The sequence below is a fragment of the Bacillus sp. EB106-08-02-XG196 genome (assembly GCF_013396335.1).
In the GTDB taxonomy this organism is placed as follows: Bacteria; Bacillota; Bacilli; order Bacillales; family Cytobacillaceae; genus Neobacillus.
The window spans coordinates 57,232-74,899 of the sequence record NZ_JABWSY010000014.1; the positions used below are offsets into that span (position 1 = coordinate 57,232).

Annotated in this window: 20 protein-coding genes; 9 read left to right on the top strand and 11 right to left on the bottom strand. The window is 37.4% G+C overall.

The window, feature by feature from the left end:
- The first annotated feature begins 54 nt into the window (after nt 1-54).
- On the top strand, nt 55-1,248 hold the full coding sequence (locus MLOOGBEN_RS20855) for an ROK family transcriptional regulator (protein WP_179160204.1): 1,194 nt from the start codon (nt 55-57) through the stop codon (nt 1,246-1,248).
- A gap of 110 nt (nt 1,249-1,358) precedes the next feature.
- On the opposite strand, the gene MLOOGBEN_RS20860 is transcribed toward MLOOGBEN_RS20855, so the two are convergent.
- Nucleotides 1,359-2,771, bottom strand: a complete 1,413-nt coding sequence (locus MLOOGBEN_RS20860) for an MFS transporter (protein ID WP_179160205.1) — start codon at nt 2,769-2,771, stop codon at nt 1,359-1,361.
- A 392-nt stretch (nt 2,772-3,163) separates the two neighbouring features.
- On the opposite strand from MLOOGBEN_RS20860, the gene MLOOGBEN_RS20865 reads away from it, so the two are divergent.
- Nucleotides 3,164-3,682, top strand: coding sequence for a DinB family protein (locus MLOOGBEN_RS20865; protein ID WP_179160206.1), 519 nt, complete (start codon nt 3,164-3,166; stop codon nt 3,680-3,682).
- Nucleotides 3,683-4,097: 415 nt separating this feature from the next.
- Here the strand turns inward: MLOOGBEN_RS20865 and MLOOGBEN_RS20870 are convergent, their stop codons facing one another.
- From MLOOGBEN_RS20870 to MLOOGBEN_RS20880, 3 genes are all read right to left on the bottom strand, one after another.
- Nucleotides 4,098-4,706, bottom strand: a complete 609-nt coding sequence (locus MLOOGBEN_RS20870; RefSeq protein ID WP_179160207.1) for an exonuclease domain-containing protein — start codon at nt 4,704-4,706, stop codon at nt 4,098-4,100.
- 162 nt (nt 4,707-4,868) lie between these two features.
- Nucleotides 4,869-5,438 (bottom strand): TetR/AcrR family transcriptional regulator, encoded by a 570-nt coding sequence (locus MLOOGBEN_RS20875; protein ID WP_179160208.1) that lies wholly within the window; start codon nt 5,436-5,438, stop codon nt 4,869-4,871.
- Nucleotides 5,439-5,440: 2 nt separating this feature from the next.
- Nucleotides 5,441-6,157 (bottom strand): MBL fold metallo-hydrolase, encoded by a 717-nt coding sequence (locus MLOOGBEN_RS20880; protein WP_179160209.1) that lies wholly within the window; start codon nt 6,155-6,157, stop codon nt 5,441-5,443.
- A gap of 297 nt (nt 6,158-6,454) precedes the next feature.
- On the opposite strand from MLOOGBEN_RS20880, the gene MLOOGBEN_RS20885 reads away from it, so the two are divergent.
- A complete protein-coding gene (locus MLOOGBEN_RS20885; protein WP_179160210.1) occupies nt 6,455-6,967 on the top strand; it encodes a DoxX family membrane protein in 513 nt (170 codons plus the stop codon).
- Between the two features lie 42 nt (nt 6,968-7,009).
- Here MLOOGBEN_RS20885 and MLOOGBEN_RS20890 read toward each other — a convergent pair whose 3' ends face one another.
- Complete coding sequence (locus MLOOGBEN_RS20890) at nt 7,010-7,240, bottom strand: hypothetical protein (RefSeq protein WP_179160211.1); 231 nt, start codon at nt 7,238-7,240, stop codon at nt 7,010-7,012.
- Between the two features lie 149 nt (nt 7,241-7,389).
- The gene (locus MLOOGBEN_RS20895) at nt 7,390-7,836 is read right to left on the bottom strand and encodes a hypothetical protein (protein WP_179160212.1); all 447 of its coding nucleotides are present in this window, start codon (nt 7,834-7,836) and stop codon (nt 7,390-7,392) included.
- Between the two features lie 70 nt (nt 7,837-7,906).
- Here MLOOGBEN_RS20895 and MLOOGBEN_RS20900 point away from each other — a divergent pair, with 70 nt between their 5' ends.
- From MLOOGBEN_RS20900 to MLOOGBEN_RS20910, 3 genes are all read left to right on the top strand, one after another.
- Nucleotides 7,907-8,701 carry a nucleotidyltransferase domain-containing protein gene (locus MLOOGBEN_RS20900; RefSeq protein ID WP_179160213.1) on the top strand — a complete coding sequence of 265 codons (795 nt, stop codon included), beginning with the start codon at nt 7,907-7,909 and terminating at the stop codon, nt 8,699-8,701.
- Nucleotides 8,702-8,851: 150 nt separating this feature from the next.
- Entirely contained in the window at nt 8,852-10,153 is a 1,302-nt protein-coding gene (locus tag MLOOGBEN_RS20905; RefSeq protein WP_179160214.1) for an NCS2 family permease, read from the top strand.
- A gap of 456 nt (nt 10,154-10,609) precedes the next feature.
- Nucleotides 10,610-10,909, top strand: a complete 300-nt coding sequence (locus MLOOGBEN_RS20910; protein WP_179160215.1) for a YfjL-like protein — start codon at nt 10,610-10,612, stop codon at nt 10,907-10,909.
- A gap of 42 nt (nt 10,910-10,951) precedes the next feature.
- Here MLOOGBEN_RS20910 and MLOOGBEN_RS20915 read toward each other — a convergent pair whose 3' ends face one another.
- Together MLOOGBEN_RS20915 and MLOOGBEN_RS20920 are read right to left on the bottom strand one after the other, a co-directional pair.
- Nucleotides 10,952-11,995, bottom strand: coding sequence for a GGDEF domain-containing protein (locus tag MLOOGBEN_RS20915; protein WP_179160216.1), 1,044 nt, complete (start codon nt 11,993-11,995; stop codon nt 10,952-10,954).
- 604 nt (nt 11,996-12,599) lie between these two features.
- A complete protein-coding gene (locus tag MLOOGBEN_RS20920) occupies nt 12,600-13,172 on the bottom strand; it encodes an HD domain-containing protein (RefSeq protein WP_306430755.1) in 573 nt (190 codons plus the stop codon).
- A 151-nt stretch (nt 13,173-13,323) separates the two neighbouring features.
- On the opposite strand from MLOOGBEN_RS20920, the gene MLOOGBEN_RS20925 reads away from it, so the two are divergent.
- Nucleotides 13,324-13,509 (top strand): hypothetical protein, encoded by a 186-nt coding sequence (locus MLOOGBEN_RS20925; protein WP_179160217.1) that lies wholly within the window; start codon nt 13,324-13,326, stop codon nt 13,507-13,509.
- A 139-nt stretch (nt 13,510-13,648) separates the two neighbouring features.
- Entirely contained in the window at nt 13,649-14,425 is a 777-nt protein-coding gene (locus tag MLOOGBEN_RS20930; protein WP_179160218.1) for an alpha/beta hydrolase, read from the top strand.
- 46 nt (nt 14,426-14,471) lie between these two features.
- Here the strand turns inward: MLOOGBEN_RS20930 and MLOOGBEN_RS20935 are convergent, their stop codons facing one another.
- Entirely contained in the window at nt 14,472-14,927 is a 456-nt protein-coding gene (locus MLOOGBEN_RS20935) for a DUF2269 family protein (RefSeq protein WP_179160219.1), read from the bottom strand.
- Nucleotides 14,928-15,072: 145 nt separating this feature from the next.
- Between MLOOGBEN_RS20935 and MLOOGBEN_RS20940 the strand changes: the two genes are divergently transcribed.
- Nucleotides 15,073-15,462: a DUF454 family protein gene (locus tag MLOOGBEN_RS20940; protein WP_179160220.1), complete on the top strand. Its 390-nt coding sequence runs from the start codon at nt 15,073-15,075 to the stop codon at nt 15,460-15,462.
- Nucleotides 15,463-15,685: 223 nt separating this feature from the next.
- On the opposite strand, the gene MLOOGBEN_RS20945 is transcribed toward MLOOGBEN_RS20940, so the two are convergent.
- Both MLOOGBEN_RS20945 and MLOOGBEN_RS20950 read right to left on the bottom strand, forming a co-directional pair.
- Nucleotides 15,686-17,005: an amino acid permease gene (locus tag MLOOGBEN_RS20945; protein ID WP_179160221.1), complete on the bottom strand. Its 1,320-nt coding sequence runs from the start codon at nt 17,003-17,005 to the stop codon at nt 15,686-15,688.
- A gap of 143 nt (nt 17,006-17,148) precedes the next feature.
- Nucleotides 17,149-17,652 carry a GNAT family N-acetyltransferase gene (locus MLOOGBEN_RS20950; protein WP_179160222.1) on the bottom strand — a complete coding sequence of 168 codons (504 nt, stop codon included), beginning with the start codon at nt 17,650-17,652 and terminating at the stop codon, nt 17,149-17,151.
- Nucleotides 17,653-17,668 lie beyond the last annotated feature (16 nt).

A 17,668-nucleotide genomic window follows, 5' to 3' on the forward strand; every position in this document is an offset into this window, starting at 1 on the left:
AACCTGTTATACTAGGATTATAGTATTAATGCTTGCTCGAAATGGAGGACACACATGATTACCGGTGACGCGGCATACATTAAAAAAATTAATCGCTCAATTATTCTAAGAGAAATAGTCAAAGAAGGTTTAATTTCTAGAGCAGACTTATCAAAAGTTACTGCTCTCACACGTGCAACCATCTCAGCACAGGTAGCAGATTTAATCGACGAAGGTCTTATCATAGAGACACAGCTTGAGCACTATGCAGTCGGCAGAAAGCCGATCATGCTTTCCTTAAACAGCGAGGCGGGCTTTGCTCTTGGCATTGACCTTGATTATGACCATATTTCGTTTACTGTTTCTAATCTTATCGGCAATCCTGTCAGTTCTAAAAGGATTGAAACAAATACTTCAGACTATCAGGAGATATTAAATCTCTTAGTAGAACAAATTAGCATATTTAAAAGTGAATACGCTTTCAGTCAATATGGAATTATCGGAATTGTTTTTGCTATTCATGGACTTGTCGGAAAAGATGAAACCATTCATTATGTACCACGCTTACGCTGGAAGAATATTAGCCTTAAAACTGACTTAGAAAAACAAATCGACATCAGTGTTTACCTAGAAAACAATGCGAATCTAAGTGCTTTCGCGGAGAGAGTATTTGTGAACCACGAAACAGATAATTTGTTAGCTGCCACTCTTTATTCTGGTATTGGCCTTGGGATGATGATGAACAATGAGTTTTTCCGAGGACATGATGGCTTCGCTGGTGAGATTGGCCACATGATTGTTGTACCAAATGGAATCCAATGCAATTGTGGAAATAAAGGCTGCTGGGAAAGATATGCTTCTGAGAATGTTATTTTCAATACTTTATCAGAGAAACGTAATATCAAACCTATTACCTATGAGCATATTCAACAATGGCTTGACGAAGGCGATGAAGAAGTAGTTCAATTGATGGAACAATTTATCTATTACCTTTCAATTGGCTTAAATAATATGATCAACATGTATAACCCTGATGTACTTGTGCTTGATAGTGAGCTCTTGCGTTTATATCCGAATTCACTCGATAAAATTAGTGGAAATTTGAATTCTTCCATCAGCCATTACCGCGCACTTCAGATTTCTACAATTGGCAGGGATTCTGCCGTTCTAGGTGCTTGCGCGCTTGCAATCAAACATTTCCTGGATGTCCCGATGTTAAATTTAAAATATCAAATTGAAACCAAAAAAAATGCGAGCGTTAACATTTAATTCTATATTTTCTGACAAACCTCCCTTTAGCTTACATGGCTAAAGGGATTATTTTTTCTGCAATAAAAAAGATAGCTAAATTTTCTTAGCTATCTTTTTGTTATATTTTATTATTTGTTAGCTGTTCTTCTTGCAGCTAAATCTGCTGTAAGTTGTTCTGTACGCTTTTTGTTTAATGGATATAGGAATAGAATCATAAGGAATACTACAATCAGTGCAACCGCCGGAACTAAAGTAGCCAGTGTATGAATTCCTGATAGAGTTTCAGCTGTTTGTGCTTCGGCACCTGCAACGTAACCAACTGATGCAATCGCTGCACCGCCAACGCCGCCAGCAACAGCTTGTCCGATTTTACGAGCCATTGAGTAAATGGAGTAAACGGTACCATCCTCACGCAAACCAGTTAAATACTCATGATAATCGATTACGTCTGTAACGAACGCCCAGATAACTAGGTTGAAAATACCATAACCAAACATAGCAACAGTTAAGATTCCAATAAATTGTGTGGCTGTTAAGTTTGGTAGGAAATATAAAACACCGTATACAAGAGCAGCAAGTAATAAACCACCTAAAGCCACTTCTTTTTTACCAAATTTCGCAACTAATGGTTTGACCATAGGCATACCTACAAATACCGCTAATGATTGAAGAAGACCAACCATACTTAATGCTTTAGCGTTTGTAAAGTAATCTTTAAATAAGAATACGTTTACAGTACTAATTAACATAAAACAAATCATGAACAATAATGAAGAAATAAGGAACCAAATGAGTGGTTTGTTTTTACCAAGACCTTTAACTGTTTTGCCAAAGTTAGCTTTTGGTTTATTTGTTTCATCCATGACAATACGTTCAACAGTTAATTTATAGCAAGCCATATAACAAGCAAGCGCAAGAACACCGAAAATGATTGCACCTAATAGGAATCGATTAGCATCTGCTTTATTGTCAACAAACAAAATCATTGGTCCGACAACATTAATGATTAATCCAGCTAAGTTCCCCCCTAATGTTCTCCAGCTAGATAATGCAGTACGTTCAACAGGATCAGCTGTAATTACAGAAGCCATTGAGCCATAAGGAATATTAACAGTGGAATATAATGTTCCCCAAATAATATAGGTTACATATGCATAAGCAAGGTAAAATCCATCAGACATTCCTGGAATATGAACAAACATTAACACACCGGTAATGACAAGTGGAAAAGACATTCTAAAGATCCAAGGTCTGAACTTTCCATTCTTTCCTGCTTTCCTTGAATCGATGAAGCGGCCCCAAGTAATATCAGCAACTGCATCCCATAAACGTGCGATTAAGAATAGGAACCCGACAGCAGCTGGATTAAGATGATAGACATCCGTGTAATAAACCATAAGGAAAGCTGCGACTAGTATAAAGAAGAAATCGTTTCCAAAATCACCAAATAAATAACCTAATTTATCTCTCATGCCGAATGGACGTACCGCTTCCCCGCTATTTTGTGGGGTTCCAACTTTTTGTTGTATTGCTCTAGCCATGATTAACCCTCCTATTAAATCGTTCTAAAATAATCAATGTAAAACCTTTAAATAATTGCTAAGACGATTTGTTACTTATTTTGTGAATCCCTTTACAAAAATACTCAATGTTTATTTTTCAACTTCTCGAGAGTGTTTGAATATCTGAATTAATTTGTTTAATGAACTAACAAATTAACTGTATACATAGAATATCACCGTCGACAAAATTCGTCAACAATATTTTGTAAGCGTAATACAAATTTTTTTCTTCATTTTTTGAACTTTTCAACTTTAAACAAATGCGCTGCAGTGTTTATCGATTTATACAGCTTTAATAATGTGATAGGATAAATTTAGTAATGGAGATATTTCCAAATAAAATATAAGAATTGAGAGGAGTGGAGAATTCAATGCTTCAACGTCCAACAGAAAATGAATATCCAAGTTATTATCAGCCCTATATTCAACTGGTTCCAAATGGTGAAATAGTACAGATTTTGCAGGAAAATCTTTTAGCGGTGGTTACGCTTTTTAATAGTCTTTCCGAGGAGGAGGCTAACTGTCGTTATGCTCCGGGCAAATGGAGTGTGAAAGAAGTGCTTGGACATATCATCGATACGGAAAGAATCATGACCTATCGCCTGCTTCGTGTAAGCCGAGGAGATCAAACCCCTTTAGCCGGCTTTAATGAAACAGATTATGTTGAAGCAGCCCAAACCCATAACCTTTCAATGGAGGCAATCCTTGAAGACTTCAAAGCTACAAGAAACGCCGCCATCACCCTCATCCAAAACATCCCTGCCGGAGCGTGGGCAAACATAGGCAACGCAAACGGAATGGAAATCACCACCAGAGCCATCGCCTACATCATAGTTGGCCATGAAATGCATCACCGAAAAATCGTTGAAGAGAGATATTTAAAAAGGTAATAGGCTGGTGCCGTTATGGTGCCGCCGCCTCGGTACCCTCCTTCCTCGGTGCCTTCCTCGGTGCCTGTCACCGTCCGTGGACACTGTCCACCTCAGGCGGACAGTTACAATCGGTGGGGGGATGTCAAGTTAGATTAAGGACCAGAGCTGATAAATAGACGGAGATATTCCGCTTATTTAGTAATTATTATTAAAAAAGGCCTAAATAGACGGAGGGATTCCGTCTATTTGCTCGAAAAATTCGAAAAGGGGAGATTTTGCTTTGCTTAAGCGGAAAATCTCCCCTTATATACTCCGAAACGAGCTCCATTCTGAATCTAAACGGAAAATCTCCGCTTATTTTCCTAATAAAGAAACTCGCCACTATGGCGAGTTTTACGATTCAATCCGTTTTTTGTGTTTATGAATGGAACAATTATCCCATTTTGGTTCGAGTGGCTGCAGGTTGAGACTTTCTCATCGGTCCATTTTCGAGTACTTCTTGAAGATAGAGATTTCCATTTGGACTTGTTTTTTTAAGCAGATCCATGAGGTATGTAATATCGTCAAGTGCTCTATGTGTTTGGTGGTTTGTAATTTGGTGCGCTTGCAATAGTGTTAATAGTTTACCATTAGGAAAACCGTAGTTCTTCCATTTAACACCCCGCATTGTACAATACCATTTTAAATCATTCACTTCAGGGTACAAATGATAGAGAAAGCTTCGGTCAAAGGAAGCATTGTGAGCGAAGACGGAGTCAGCACGGTGAAAGTAGGTTTTAATCTTAGCATCCGTGAAACTCTTCCCTTCTACTAATTCATAGGGAATCCCATGGATTTGGTATGCACGGTCATAGTTCCTTCTAGCAGAACTGGAAAGTGGTTCTCTTAAAAAGGAATCTTCTTCAATAATTTCTTGGACTTCCCCGGTATCTGTGCGATATGAAAACAATTTCAACGCTAATTCTATTACTTCATCTGTAGTCGGTCCTAACCCGGTCGTTTCAACGTCCACTACTAAACCTAACTTCTCAAATTTACGCATAAAATTCATTCCTTTGATCGAGATATTACTAATATTATAACATCTTATTTAAAAAAGAAGACTTGCCATTTGGCAAGCCTGTTGAATTTAGCGGAAATACGTATTGTTTTCAATATCTTCAAACACATTGGTAACATTTAGCTGATAAATATCCGCCATAACCTAGTTCTCACGCATACCATGAATAAACGCTTTTATAATGATTTCCAAGCTTTCATTTAGATCTAACGCCATTTTAAAACCGCCCCGCCGCTCCAGTGTAGAAAAGCCATGTAAAATGCTTCTCAGTCCTCTTACTGTATGTGCTGCGGTGTCCCCTTCTAATCTATAGGCCTGTAAAACCCGAACAGTAAGGTCGACAATCTTAGAACCTGCATGTTGAACATCTTCATCATCCATATCCGGTGCCATTAAAGTTGCCTCATACATTCCAGGATGTTTCCGTGTAAACTCAACATAGGCTTTACTAATAGTGAGCACGGCCTCATCTCCAGACACCCCAATAGCAGATTGGGCTAAATCCTCATATAATTGGTCCAGCCCATAAATCGCCATTTTCTTTCTTAACCCGCCCAGCCCATCAAAATGGTTATATAATGATGGAGGTCGGATTCCTAATTTTTTTGCTAGGTTTGCCAAGGTAACTTCCTGCATCCCAAACTCGTCCGCTAACTCCGCTGCTGCTCCCAGAATCTCTGTTAATTCAAGTCCAACCTTTGGTCTTGGCGACATTTTCATAACCCCCCTTTCAACTTCTGCTCTAGTCGATTAATAGCCTGTTCCATTTCCCTAACAGGATTTTCCAGCATTTCACCGTGTCCGACTGCAAGAAGCTTAGGCTGATAGCTCACTAATTTCTTTGCACTAGCTAATGAAGTTTCTTTACTCCAAGTTCCAAAAGCTGGAAACGGAAACCATGTCACGATATCACCCGCTACAGCAATTCCTCCTCTAGTTTGGTAAGCATCCCCTGCTATCAGTGCTTTTGAGCGAGTATCAATGAATGACATTGAACCCGGTGTATGCCCAGGAGTTTCAATTGCTGCCAAGGATCCGATTAAGTCTCCTTCTTTCAATAGTATATTCGCTCTGGTCTTAAGCTTTTTCGGAACCCCGCCCTTAATCGGGGTTTGGTGCTCATGCTCTTCAAGCGATGTGTCACCATGCATTATTCTATTATCTCTGACCGAAATATACACAGGTACATCTGGCAGTGCCTCTTTTATTTTATCAAGCGCCCCGACATGATCCTCATGCGCGTGCGTCAAAATTATTTTTGTAATTGGCTTCCCAATCGCTGCAGCTGCCTTTAATATTCCCTTCATACTATAAGGCAAAGCTGCATCAATTAACGTCAAACCGTCTTCTTCCTCAACTAAATAACAATTAACTGGAAAGACACTTGCCATAAATGATACCTGAAACAAAAATCCCTTTTTGAGCATTCTCACAATACCCAGCCCCTTTAACTAATGTCATTAGTTTTATTTTAACTAATATCATTAGTTTTATCAAGAGCTTTTATAAAAAAATAACTTCCCTTTCTGTATTAGATGGAGGTTTGACAGGGTTTCCGCATTGAAGTTCAGCTTTAAACAGTTTTGAAAGAAATCCTTGTTTACAATTTGTTCAAATCTTTTTTACAGATTTGTGAAATGATGAACAAATTATCCTCATTTCAAGATTCATTTGATATATTAGCAGTGTAGTAAATATATAAAACATATTTAACAAGGAGATGCTTCATAATGTTTATAAACTTTTTAAGAGAAAATAAAATTTCAGCAGCTATTTTAACTTTTATTCGTTTATACCTTGGATACGCTTGGTTCACAGCAGGACTAGGAAAATTACAAAGTGGTGCATTTGATGCAACAGGATTCTTAAAAGGAGCAATTGCAAAACCAGTAACAGGTCCAGACGGCAGCATGGTGTACGGTTGGTATGTTAACTTTTTAGAAAGCTTTGCACTACCTAACATTGATGTCTTCAACTTCATTGTTCCTTGGGGAGAAACATTAATTGGTTTAGGACTTATGCTTGGATGTTTAACAACAGCAGCGATGTTCTTTGGTCTAGTAATGAACTTCAGCTTCTTCTTAGCAGGAACCGTATCTCATAACCCAACAGATATTTTCTTAGGATTTATCATCTTAACAGCAGGCTATAACGCTGGCCGTATCGGTCTTGACCGCTGGGTGGTTCCATTCATGCGCAAAACTGTTTTCAAAGGTAAAGAAACTGCAAAACAACACGCGTAACAAAAAAGTCGCCTCAATCACAAAATGATTGAGGCGTTTTTATTAATATATATTATCTTCTTCTCCACTTTCAAAACCTACACGATCTTGATACCAATTTGTTATTTGGGTGAGTATAGCAAATACTAGGAAGAAATTCATGGCCCACACGTTAATAAAAGGTGCTAAGCCTCCGAACTCGATTCCATGATAACCCTTTAGTTTCATAACAATCAAGCTTTCAATAAAAATTAGAACAAAACCCAAAACACCCGCAACAGCCATTCTAATCATTCCCGTTCCCTCCATATCTCCCCATTAGGTTTACCCTATTTCTATTATTTCAAAAATATAAATTCGACAATTCTGTGAACACTTATAACTCTATTATAGTGCAAATTTCATGGAAACAACAACACAAAACATTTTGTTTTTATAAAGTATTAATTTTTTATCCAGCGGTATAATGATGTGAAGAATGTTAATGAAGAAGCATAAATGAGGAAGGTATAGAAATTAACAAAAATCGTATTTGTGTATTGATTTAACCATGGAAAGTGATAAATTCGAGATGCTTCATTCGTGGGGGGACCACCTAATTTCTGTATCAACTCGTTAAAATAAGATATTTCTAACACACTTACGGCAAGAAGGACAATAAAAGCACAAACTACAACATTTCGCCAAGTAGTCCTTTTAAAGGCTGCATCCTTAAATTTTAGAAATAATTCATATCCAAATAGACCAAACGTTAGCAGGACAAATGGAAATAAAAGAATGACGGGATTTCCGTTACCAGAAAAGGATTCCGGACTAAAGGAAAATTCCCTCACCATTAAAATGGCAACTAAACATAGCAGAAAGTATACAATTAATTGCCGTGATAACATTTAATCACCCCCTATTAAAAGGTATAAGGTCCTGATGTTTATATATTCAGCAAAAAGAGAGGTATTACAATTGAGAGAACATATCTTAATGGTTCTGGAACAAATTGAAAAAGATTATGATATTAAAATCCTTTATGCCTGTGAATCGGGGAGCAGAGCCTGGGGCTTCCCATCGAAGGAAAGTGATTACGATATCCGGTTTATTTATATTCATAAAAAGGAATGGTATCTCTCAATTGACCAGCGGCGGGATGTGCTCGAGGTACCTAAACATGATAAGCTTTCTATTCCAGTGGACAAATTACTGGACTTAAATGGCTGGGAACTTACGAAAGCGTTGCGATTATTTCGCAAATCTAATCCGCCGCTTTTGGAATGGCTCCATTCGAATATCGTTTATTACCAAGCTTACTCTGCCATCAATAAAATGAAAGAGCTAGAAAGTCAAATTTTTTCGCCCATTTCTGGAATCCATCATTATTTAAAAATGGCAATAGGGAATTACCGCGATTATTTAAAATGCAAGGAAATTAAAATAAAAAGGTATTTCAACATATTCAGACCGCTCTTGGCGGCAAAATGGATTGAAAAGCATAATGAATTTCCTCCTAATGGATTTAATCAGCTGATCGAGGATCTCCTTCCTACGGGAGAGATTAGAAAAATCATAGACAACCTTATCAAACAAAAAATGGCTGGTGAAGTTCTTGCCCTTAATCCTGGGACTGAAGTCATTAACCACTTCCTAGAAAATGAGATTAATCATTTGGAGCAATATGTAAAGGAATTATTAGTCGATAAACCCGACCCTACCGAACTATTAAATCAGTTATTTCGAATGACACTCGATGAAGTTTGGGGATAAAAAAGAGCGCATTGCTCTTTTTTTATTTTAACCTTACCTTCTGCCCCCAAAGATCTATGTTTTGTTTTATTTAAAGAAAGGTTGAAATTCTATCCAAAAACGAATATTATATAAAAGTTAATAAACAACGTTCGTATTTTGGAGGATCCTATGTTTAAACTTAAAGAAAACCAAACAAATACAAAAACAGAACTACTCGCAGGAATTACAACCTTCTTTACAATGGTTTATATTGTTGTTGTGAATCCAGTCATTCTTGCAGACGCAGGTGTACCATTCGAACAAGTATTCACAGCAACGATTATCTCTGCAGTTGTTGGGACACTTTGGATGGCATTATTCGCAAATTATCCAATCGCCATTGCACCTGGAATGGGGCTTAATGCATATTTCGCCTATTCAGTCGTTGGCGGCGGGCAAAATATTAACTATGAAACAGCCTTTGCTGCTGTTTTTATTGCTGGTATTATTTTTGTCATCTTGTCTTTAACACCTTTTAGAGAAAAATTAATTGATGCGATTCCAGAAAACCTCAAACACGGGATTACAGCAGGTATTGGTTTATTTATTGCCTTCATTGGTCTGAGACTTACGCATATTATTACTGCTCATCCTACCAATCTTGTCGGTTTGGGTGATCTTACATCTCCTTCAGCCCTGCTTGCAATCATCGGACTGGCCATAACATTAATTCTGATGGTGCTGCGAATCAATGGAGCTTTATTTTTTGGAATGATTATTACCGGGCTAATTGCCTTTTTTACGAACCAGCTTTCTTTTGATCAAGGGTTTGTATCACTGCCTTCTCTTCCTGAAAGGTTAATTGTAGGGAACCCTATTACAGCCTTAAGTGATGTCATTCAGAACAGTCTATATGCCGTTGTTTTTTCATTTATTTTAGTAACGATTTTTGACACCACCGGCACAATGATTGGTGTTGCACATCAAGCAGGATTAATGAAAAACGGGAAATTTCCGCGTGCACGTCAAGCGTTACTTTCCGACTCTGTTGCAACATCAATTGGTGCCATGTTTGGAACAAGCCCAACAACAGCATATATCGAATCTTCTTCAGGTGTTGCAGCCGGAGGTCGTACTGGATTAACTTCGCTTACTGTTGCTGCCTTGTTTATCCTTTCAGCATTCTTCGGACCTCTTGTTAGTGCTGTGTCAGGGATTTCTGCGATTACCGCACCTGCTCTTATTATTGTGGGCAGCATGATGATGGGAAGTATAGCGAAAATTAAATGGGACGAATTAGATGAAGCTTTTCCTGCATTCCTTGTGATTCTGAGTATGCCGTTAACCTCGAGCATTGCAACTGGAATTGCACTTGGTTTCATCAGCTATCCGCTTCTTAAGATAGCCAAAGGGAAATGGCGTGAGGTTCACCCGCTTCTCTATGTATTCGCCGTATTGTTCTTTTACCAGCTTGCATTTTTACCGCATTAAAAAAATGGAGTCCAATTATTCTGTTGGGCTCCATTTTTTTATCTTCACAAATTCCACATAACTTCTCTATAACTTCTACAAATGTTTATCATATTATAAAGATAACTTATTTGAGACTTAGGTTTTAGGAACCTTATTCTTAAAAACTTCCCATAATTTGATTGGTACTGAGTGTACCAATCCTTTTTTTTGTCTATTTTTGCTCAAATTTATCTTCACAAATTCCACATAACTTCTCTATAACTTCTACAAATGTTTATCTTATTATAAAGATAACTTATTTGAGTCTTAAGGTTAAAGGAACCTTATTCTTAAAACTTCCCATAATTTAGCTTGGTACAAGTGTACCGGGCTCTTTTTTTGCCCTTTTTCTATTTTTAAGAACAAAACGATACCAAAAGGTGTAATTTTACACTATAATGGAAATAAAGTGAGATTAAGGGGTGTATCTTATTTATGAAGGCAAAAGCTATTTTTTTATCAATTATTGTTATTGTGCTGCTCTTGTCTGGTTTCATCTATTTCTTTTTTAATGGAAACCCTGTCACAAAGGAAAATAGCAGAGAGATCGTCTCTGCCTACCTTAAGGAAAATTATCCTGAAGAGTCCTTTAAGATTACAAACATCGCCTACTATCCCGGTGAAGGAACCTATATCGTCCATGTTATTTCTAAGGATGGAAAAATAGAAGGAAATATTGATGTTAGGGATGGAAGAATTATTACGGAAGGTGCAGAGTTTCCCTTTGGACAATAAAGTAATTAAAATGGGTTGGTGCCTTAATATGGCACCAACCCTTTATTTGATATAACTAACTTGATTTCTTCCGCTGTATTTACACGCGTATAAACCTTTATCAGCCCGATTCAATAAAGAATCAATACTGTCACCTGGTTTAGCATTGGTAACTCCAAAACTTGCTGTAAGGTTTCCCGCTCCTTTGAAACCGTGTTCAGAAACAACCTTCCTTAAATGTTCGGCAAGCTTAACGGTATCTTCACCAACTGTATTTGAGATAATGATGAACTCTTCCCCGCCCCAGCGTCCAAACAGCTCTCGATTGGTAAGCTGATGGTGGATGAGTTCCGCTAACTCTATCAGAACTTCATCACCAATTTTATGCCCATAGTTATCATTAACCAACTTAAAATGATCAATGTCAAAGAAAATAACGGAAAATCCTTCTTTTTTCTCTGCAAAAACCTTGAGCTTCTTTTCCAGCCATTCATCTATCCGCAGGCGATTAGCAATTCTTGTTAATGAATCATAATATGCGTGCTTTTTAAACATTTCAAGATCAGCATAAGACTTAAACACATGCTGAGCATAATAGAGAACAATAATGTAAACAAGATTGGCAAAGTAATATTGACCTAACGAATCAATTGATTCAGAGGAAAGATTATTTAAATACATAATCCCCATAACAAAGGTGGTAAGAAATATGACAATAGAATAGTATAACCCTCGTTTCGTTCCTAAAGTTAAGAAAAAGAACAAGGTAATGACCGGCATCCAGATAATAAAATCCCCAAGAGACCCGCCTAATACTACCATGTAGTTGCGGACAGCATCAAAAAACGTCGTAACATGATAAAAACTGACTAAAGCCAGATTGGAGTATTCAGTAAATTGGACAAAAAGTCTTTTGTATAGTAAAAACCAACTGATGATAAACCATATTGAGAGAGTATTATTAATAGTAAAATTAAATTTATAAATCGCATCAATATTTTGTAGAAGTGTATTAGAGATGAGAGCAATAATAATACATGGGACAACCCAGAGATAAATACGTATCTTAAGCTCATTTAGTGATCCGAATTTTATTAACATTGGCATTTGTTCATCTCCCAACTAAGAAAAAGTAGTGACCTTCCAAGGACACTACTTCTTTAAACTATTATATCAAACATATTATTAGGAAAACTATATAGGATTCATGGTAAAAATTTATATTTATATGTTATCTAAATGCTTATTTTCCTTTGATAGTACCAAAAGCCTACCAATAATAATTTTGTCTAGCATCTGTTATGATGGCCACATGTGAAACCGGTTTTTAGTTTCATGAATTTATACATGACATTTGCGTGTCTGCCCTTTTTTGTATGAGGATTGATTTTGGAATGAAGGCATTCCATAAATCGTTTATCACAGTAACAAGGGGAGTTTCCACGTTTCAGACATAAATCATGTTTGTAGCAGCAGGAATCCACATCATTGATTGGTGCTCCTGGACCGCTGCATCCCGGACCGCACCACCTATACCCTGGAAAAATACAAAGCGAAAACGGTCTTTTTCTACAACTCATATTTTTCATCTCCTTTTATATAAAATATGAAATTGTAGGATAAAAGGGACACGCTCGTATCACGGGTTGATGAAAAAATTAGGTAGTGGCGGGGTTATGTGCATTTCTGATTGAACAAAAAAAGGAAATCGTTACGATTCCCTGAAAAGTCTATCAACTTCGTTTCTTAATTCTGTCAATAAATCAAAGGTGGACTGCAGAGCCAAACTCTCCACCACATTGGTATAGTACCACTTTTGTTGTTCCTTCCCTGCATTAAACCTGCCCCAAACCTCTTCGCCAACTTGTTCATAATCCCTTATGATGGACCGAATATTATGTAGCTTATCTGCACAAACCACTGCACGGATATCCTCTGAGGCTGTTTTTAAAAAATCAATCGTATGCTCTTTCCTTTCCTTCCATGACAATGATTTATCAGGTTCTGAACTGCCTTCCACTATCTTAGCAATATTTTCTCCAAATTCCTTTTTGATTTCTTCAAGTGTTATGGTTGTGTCCTCTACAGTATCATGTAAGATTCCAGCTGCAACGATTTCCTCATGATACCCGCACTTTAATAACAACATTCCAACCGCAACTGGGTGTGTAATGTAAGGAATATCTGTATTTTTCCGATATTGTCCTTCATGACTTTTACTTGCAATCTGTAGTGCCTTCTCGACTATATCCATCTTCGACCTTCCTTTCATCCATTCAAACATTAATCTATTTTCACCTTATTTCAACATATTAAAACAAATCTCCTTCTTCATCTATCCGGTAAGTGATTTTTAAAAAAATATGTATTTTGTCCAATCACATATTTTTGAACAAGCATATTTTATAGTACAAGCATGAAAGGGGGGATATGGAATGTCTAATGAAAGAAGACGTCGTGATGATGATGATCGCGGAAAAGTAAGAAGAGTCTTTATTGATGCAGAAGAAGTTATTATCCGTGCTGATAGAGTAAGAGTTCTTGGCGATGAAGACAGAAGAGATGACGACAGAAGAGATGACGACAGAAGATGTAAAAGAGACCGATTCTGGTGGGTTTAATTGATTCTTTAAAGGGATAATTACAATTCCCGCAGGCTGGTGAGACAAATCGATCTCACCAGCCTGTTTTTATTTCACCGCTTTTCTTACTAATATGGTAAATTAATGAAATAGAATATACAGAATAGTAGGTGTGCTGATGGTAGAAAAATTTCATGTTTATATGTCCTCATTCAATCAAGAAAGAATGATTCGAGTGTATCTGCCTTTGAGTTATCATGAATCAAACAAGCGTTACCCAGTCTTGTATATGCATGATGGGCAAAATGTTTTTGAAGATGAAGAAGCAATTAAAGGAGTATCATTAAGTTTAAAGGATTACTTAGATAAAAATAGAGTTGAACTAATCGTAGTAGCAATCGATTTAAATCCTGAAGGAGAAGAACGCATTAACGAATACTGTCCATGGGTAAATGGAGCAATCGCTGAGAAAATAATTGGTCACCCCAGCTCTTCTGGTGGAAAAGGTGAACAATACTTGGACTTTATCGTAAATGAATTGAAACCATTAATAGACGATAAATACCGAACTCTTAAGGAACATACTTCGATGGCTGGATTTTCATTAGGAGGTCTTATTTCAACATATGCAGCCTGCACTTATCCACATATTTTCAAGCGTATTGCTGCGATATCACCAGGATATTATCGCAACCAAGAGGAACTCGAGGTATTTGTTAGGAATTCCGACTTATCTGCAGTTGAGAGGTTTTATATGGATTTCGGTACTCACGAAGTCAGCGATGATAAAGAACTGAATATCCAGCTTACAGAAATGATTCAGTCCATCTATGAAATTTTGAACAGCAGAATTGAAGATACCCGCTACCAAACGATTAAAGATGGTGAGCACAATTATACTTCGTTTAAAAAGAGATTCCCTGAAGTACTATCGTATCTATTTTCGGATAGATAACGAATAAAAAGGTATGGCCCGAGATGTGCCATACCTTTGCTCATGATTAAAATGGTTTTAAAATCATTAAAGCTATAATGATAGTAAAAATAACGTTTGCTAGGTGTTCATATCTGAATAGAATCCTTGATAAACGATAATATTCTTCAGGGATTTCCTCTCCCTGATGAGATGCTAATAAGGCCTTTACTGGCTTAGACCTCGGTGATAACAAAAGCGGTCCACTTGCTAGCGCTACTAAATATAGTACGATACTTGTTACATACCAGCCCATCCGAAACAGGCTTGGATTCATGAAGCCCATTATTAATCCAGTGATGAGTAAAAGCGTACCACCTACCATCACATAGATATGCAGTTTATTTCTAACGGCATAGGAATGCCTTAATTCTGTCATGGTCTTTCCCGACTTTACAACTGTCGTAAGGATAAAACCTGGCCCCATTCCAATAATCGCCGAAAAAATATGTATAACTACGATAACTTTATAGAATGTAATCATTTTATAGCAGCCCCCATTCTCTAGACCTCATTATTTTAACATAATGGTGGTTAAAACAGTTTTAATGTACTTAATCTGTCAAAAAACTTTCTTTTTTAAAGTGGTATAATATAGATGTACTTTGATGAACAGGGGACAATGCGATATGAGTAAAATTGTAAAACTTCTATATATAATTATCGGTTTTATTTCCCTCGGCTTAGGGGTTTTGGGTCTTATTTTGCCAGTATTGCCGACAACTCCGTTATTACTACTAGCTTCCTACTGTTTTGTAAAAGGATCTGAACGCTTTGAGATCTGTTTCAAGGGTACCACTCTCTATAAACGCCACTTAGAGACTTTTGTAAAAGAGAGGTCGATGACGTTAAAACAAAAGCTCACAATTTTGTTATTCGCTGATGTGATGATTGCCATTCCTTTTTTCATCCTTGATAGCCTCATGGTCCGCGTCATGCTTGCAGCCGTTATTTTATATAAATATTATTATTTCATCTATAAAATAAAAACAGTACGTAAAGCAACTACAGAAATATAGACAAAAACCTTGCCATTTTCAATGGTTAAACATCTGGTCTGATAAATAGACGGAGAAATTCCGCCTATTGACTCGAAAAACGTGAAAATGGAGGATTTTGCGTTGCATAAGCGGAAAACTTCCGCTTATATACCCCGAAACTAGCTTCATTCTGCGACTAACCGGAAAATCTCCGCTTATTTTCCTTTCGGTGGTTACACAGTTAAGGACAGGATTTTTGGGATTACGCTTTTTTTCTAAAAACCGAACACAGAATTAAGATAATAAGCACCCCTAAACAAACAAGCATGCTAGCTCGATTTTGTTCGCTGAATGCAAATGCCACACAGCTAACACTTAATGCTATGGCAGTAAATGAGGTAACATACGGAAATCCCCAAACTTTAAAACTTGGCAGGTTTGTATAGGTTTTTCGAAGCTTTACTTGTGCTAAACAGATGCTAATCCACACCACCGATACCGTAAAACCAGGTATGGCCATTAAATATCCAAAAACACGGTCAGGCGAAAAATACGCAACAAATGTACCTCCGATAAGGATAATAGCACTAAAGATAACGCTATATAAAGGAACACCGTTCTTAGAGACATATGAAAATAGTTTCGGTGCTTCCCCTTCTGCTGCTAGTGAATACATCATACGTGTACATCCATATATCCCAGAATTAGCTGCAGACAAAACAGCAGTAATAAGGACAAAGTTCATGATATGAGCCGCTCCATCAAAACCGACTGCAGATAGCACTTGCACAAACGGGCTTGCTTGGCTGCCGATTTCATTCCATGGAATTAATCCGCAAATGATGAGAATCGGGAGTGTATAGAATATGACAATTCTCCCAATCACTCCTTTAATCACTTTAGGCAATACCTTGTCTGCATCCTTCGTTTCCGATAAAGTCAATCCAATAAGTTCAGTACCGCCGTATGAGAAAATGACGATTAATAAGGCAGAGAATACTCCAGACCAGCCATTCGGGAAGAAGCCATCGTGTTGTACATAATTTTGTAAATAGTCACTTTCATTGCTCGGGATGATTCCAAATAAAATACCGGATCCTAACACAACAAATAAGACAATCATGGTAATTTTTATTCCAGCAAACCAAAATTCAAACTCACCATAACGTTTCACATTCATAAAATTAATAGCCACAATGAAAACAGCACTTATGAAACTTAAAGACCACAAAGACATAGAAGGAAACCAATATTGCAAAAAGCTTCCCGCAGCGATCACTTCTATCACACATACAACTAACCACATAAAACAGTAAAGCCATCCGATTACAAAGGACACATTTGTTCCAAATGCCTTATGTATAAACCCTTTCATATTTACTCCAGGAAAAGCGATAGCCATCTCAGCAATGGCACTCATCACAATAAGAAGTAATAAGCCTGCAAACAAATAAGAAAAAATAACCGCAGGTCCCGCAATCGAAACTGTTTCAGAAGTCCCCTTAAATATACCAGTCCCTATTGCTCCTCCGAGGGCCATCATACGAATATGACGTGGCAATAAACTTTTTTGTAATTCCATAAATGCACTTCCTATATTTTTTAAAATAATAAAAAAGCCCCTGCTGATTATTTAGCAGGGACAAATAATATAAGTTATATTATAGTAGTATAGTTAATATTCTGTCAATTAAATTCAGCAAAAGAACTCTTTTCCACTGTGTTTCATTCAAAAGTTAGTACATAGGCTTTTACAATGATACCGTCGTCTGCAGGTTGAAAGTCGTATTGTGGTAATCTTTTGAAACCAATTCGCTCATATAGTCTCATCGCATTTTCCATAAATTCGCCGGTATGAAGCCCGACGGAATGGTGCCCTTTCTCTTTTGAAAGCCTTATACATTCAGAAAGCAGGGCTGTAGCTACTCCCTTCCCCCGCGCTTCTGGAGAAACCGCGAGCATACGTATTTCAGGATAATCCACAACTTCAACGTTGCCTTCATAGGCATCTGTCTCTGCCGGGAACAAGGCAACACTTCCTAGAATTATATCATCGACTACCGCTACTAGCAGCTCAACTCCTGGTTGTGTATCACTCTCTGATGAAATTGCCTGTTTCAATGCCCGCCAATGACTCTCAGGGATTATGGCAGCATGCTCTTCGTAAGAGAGTACTCTTTGTTCTCGTATAAATGGTAATTCACTTTCTAAAGCTTTCCGAATCATCATTCCCCCTGCTCCCTCC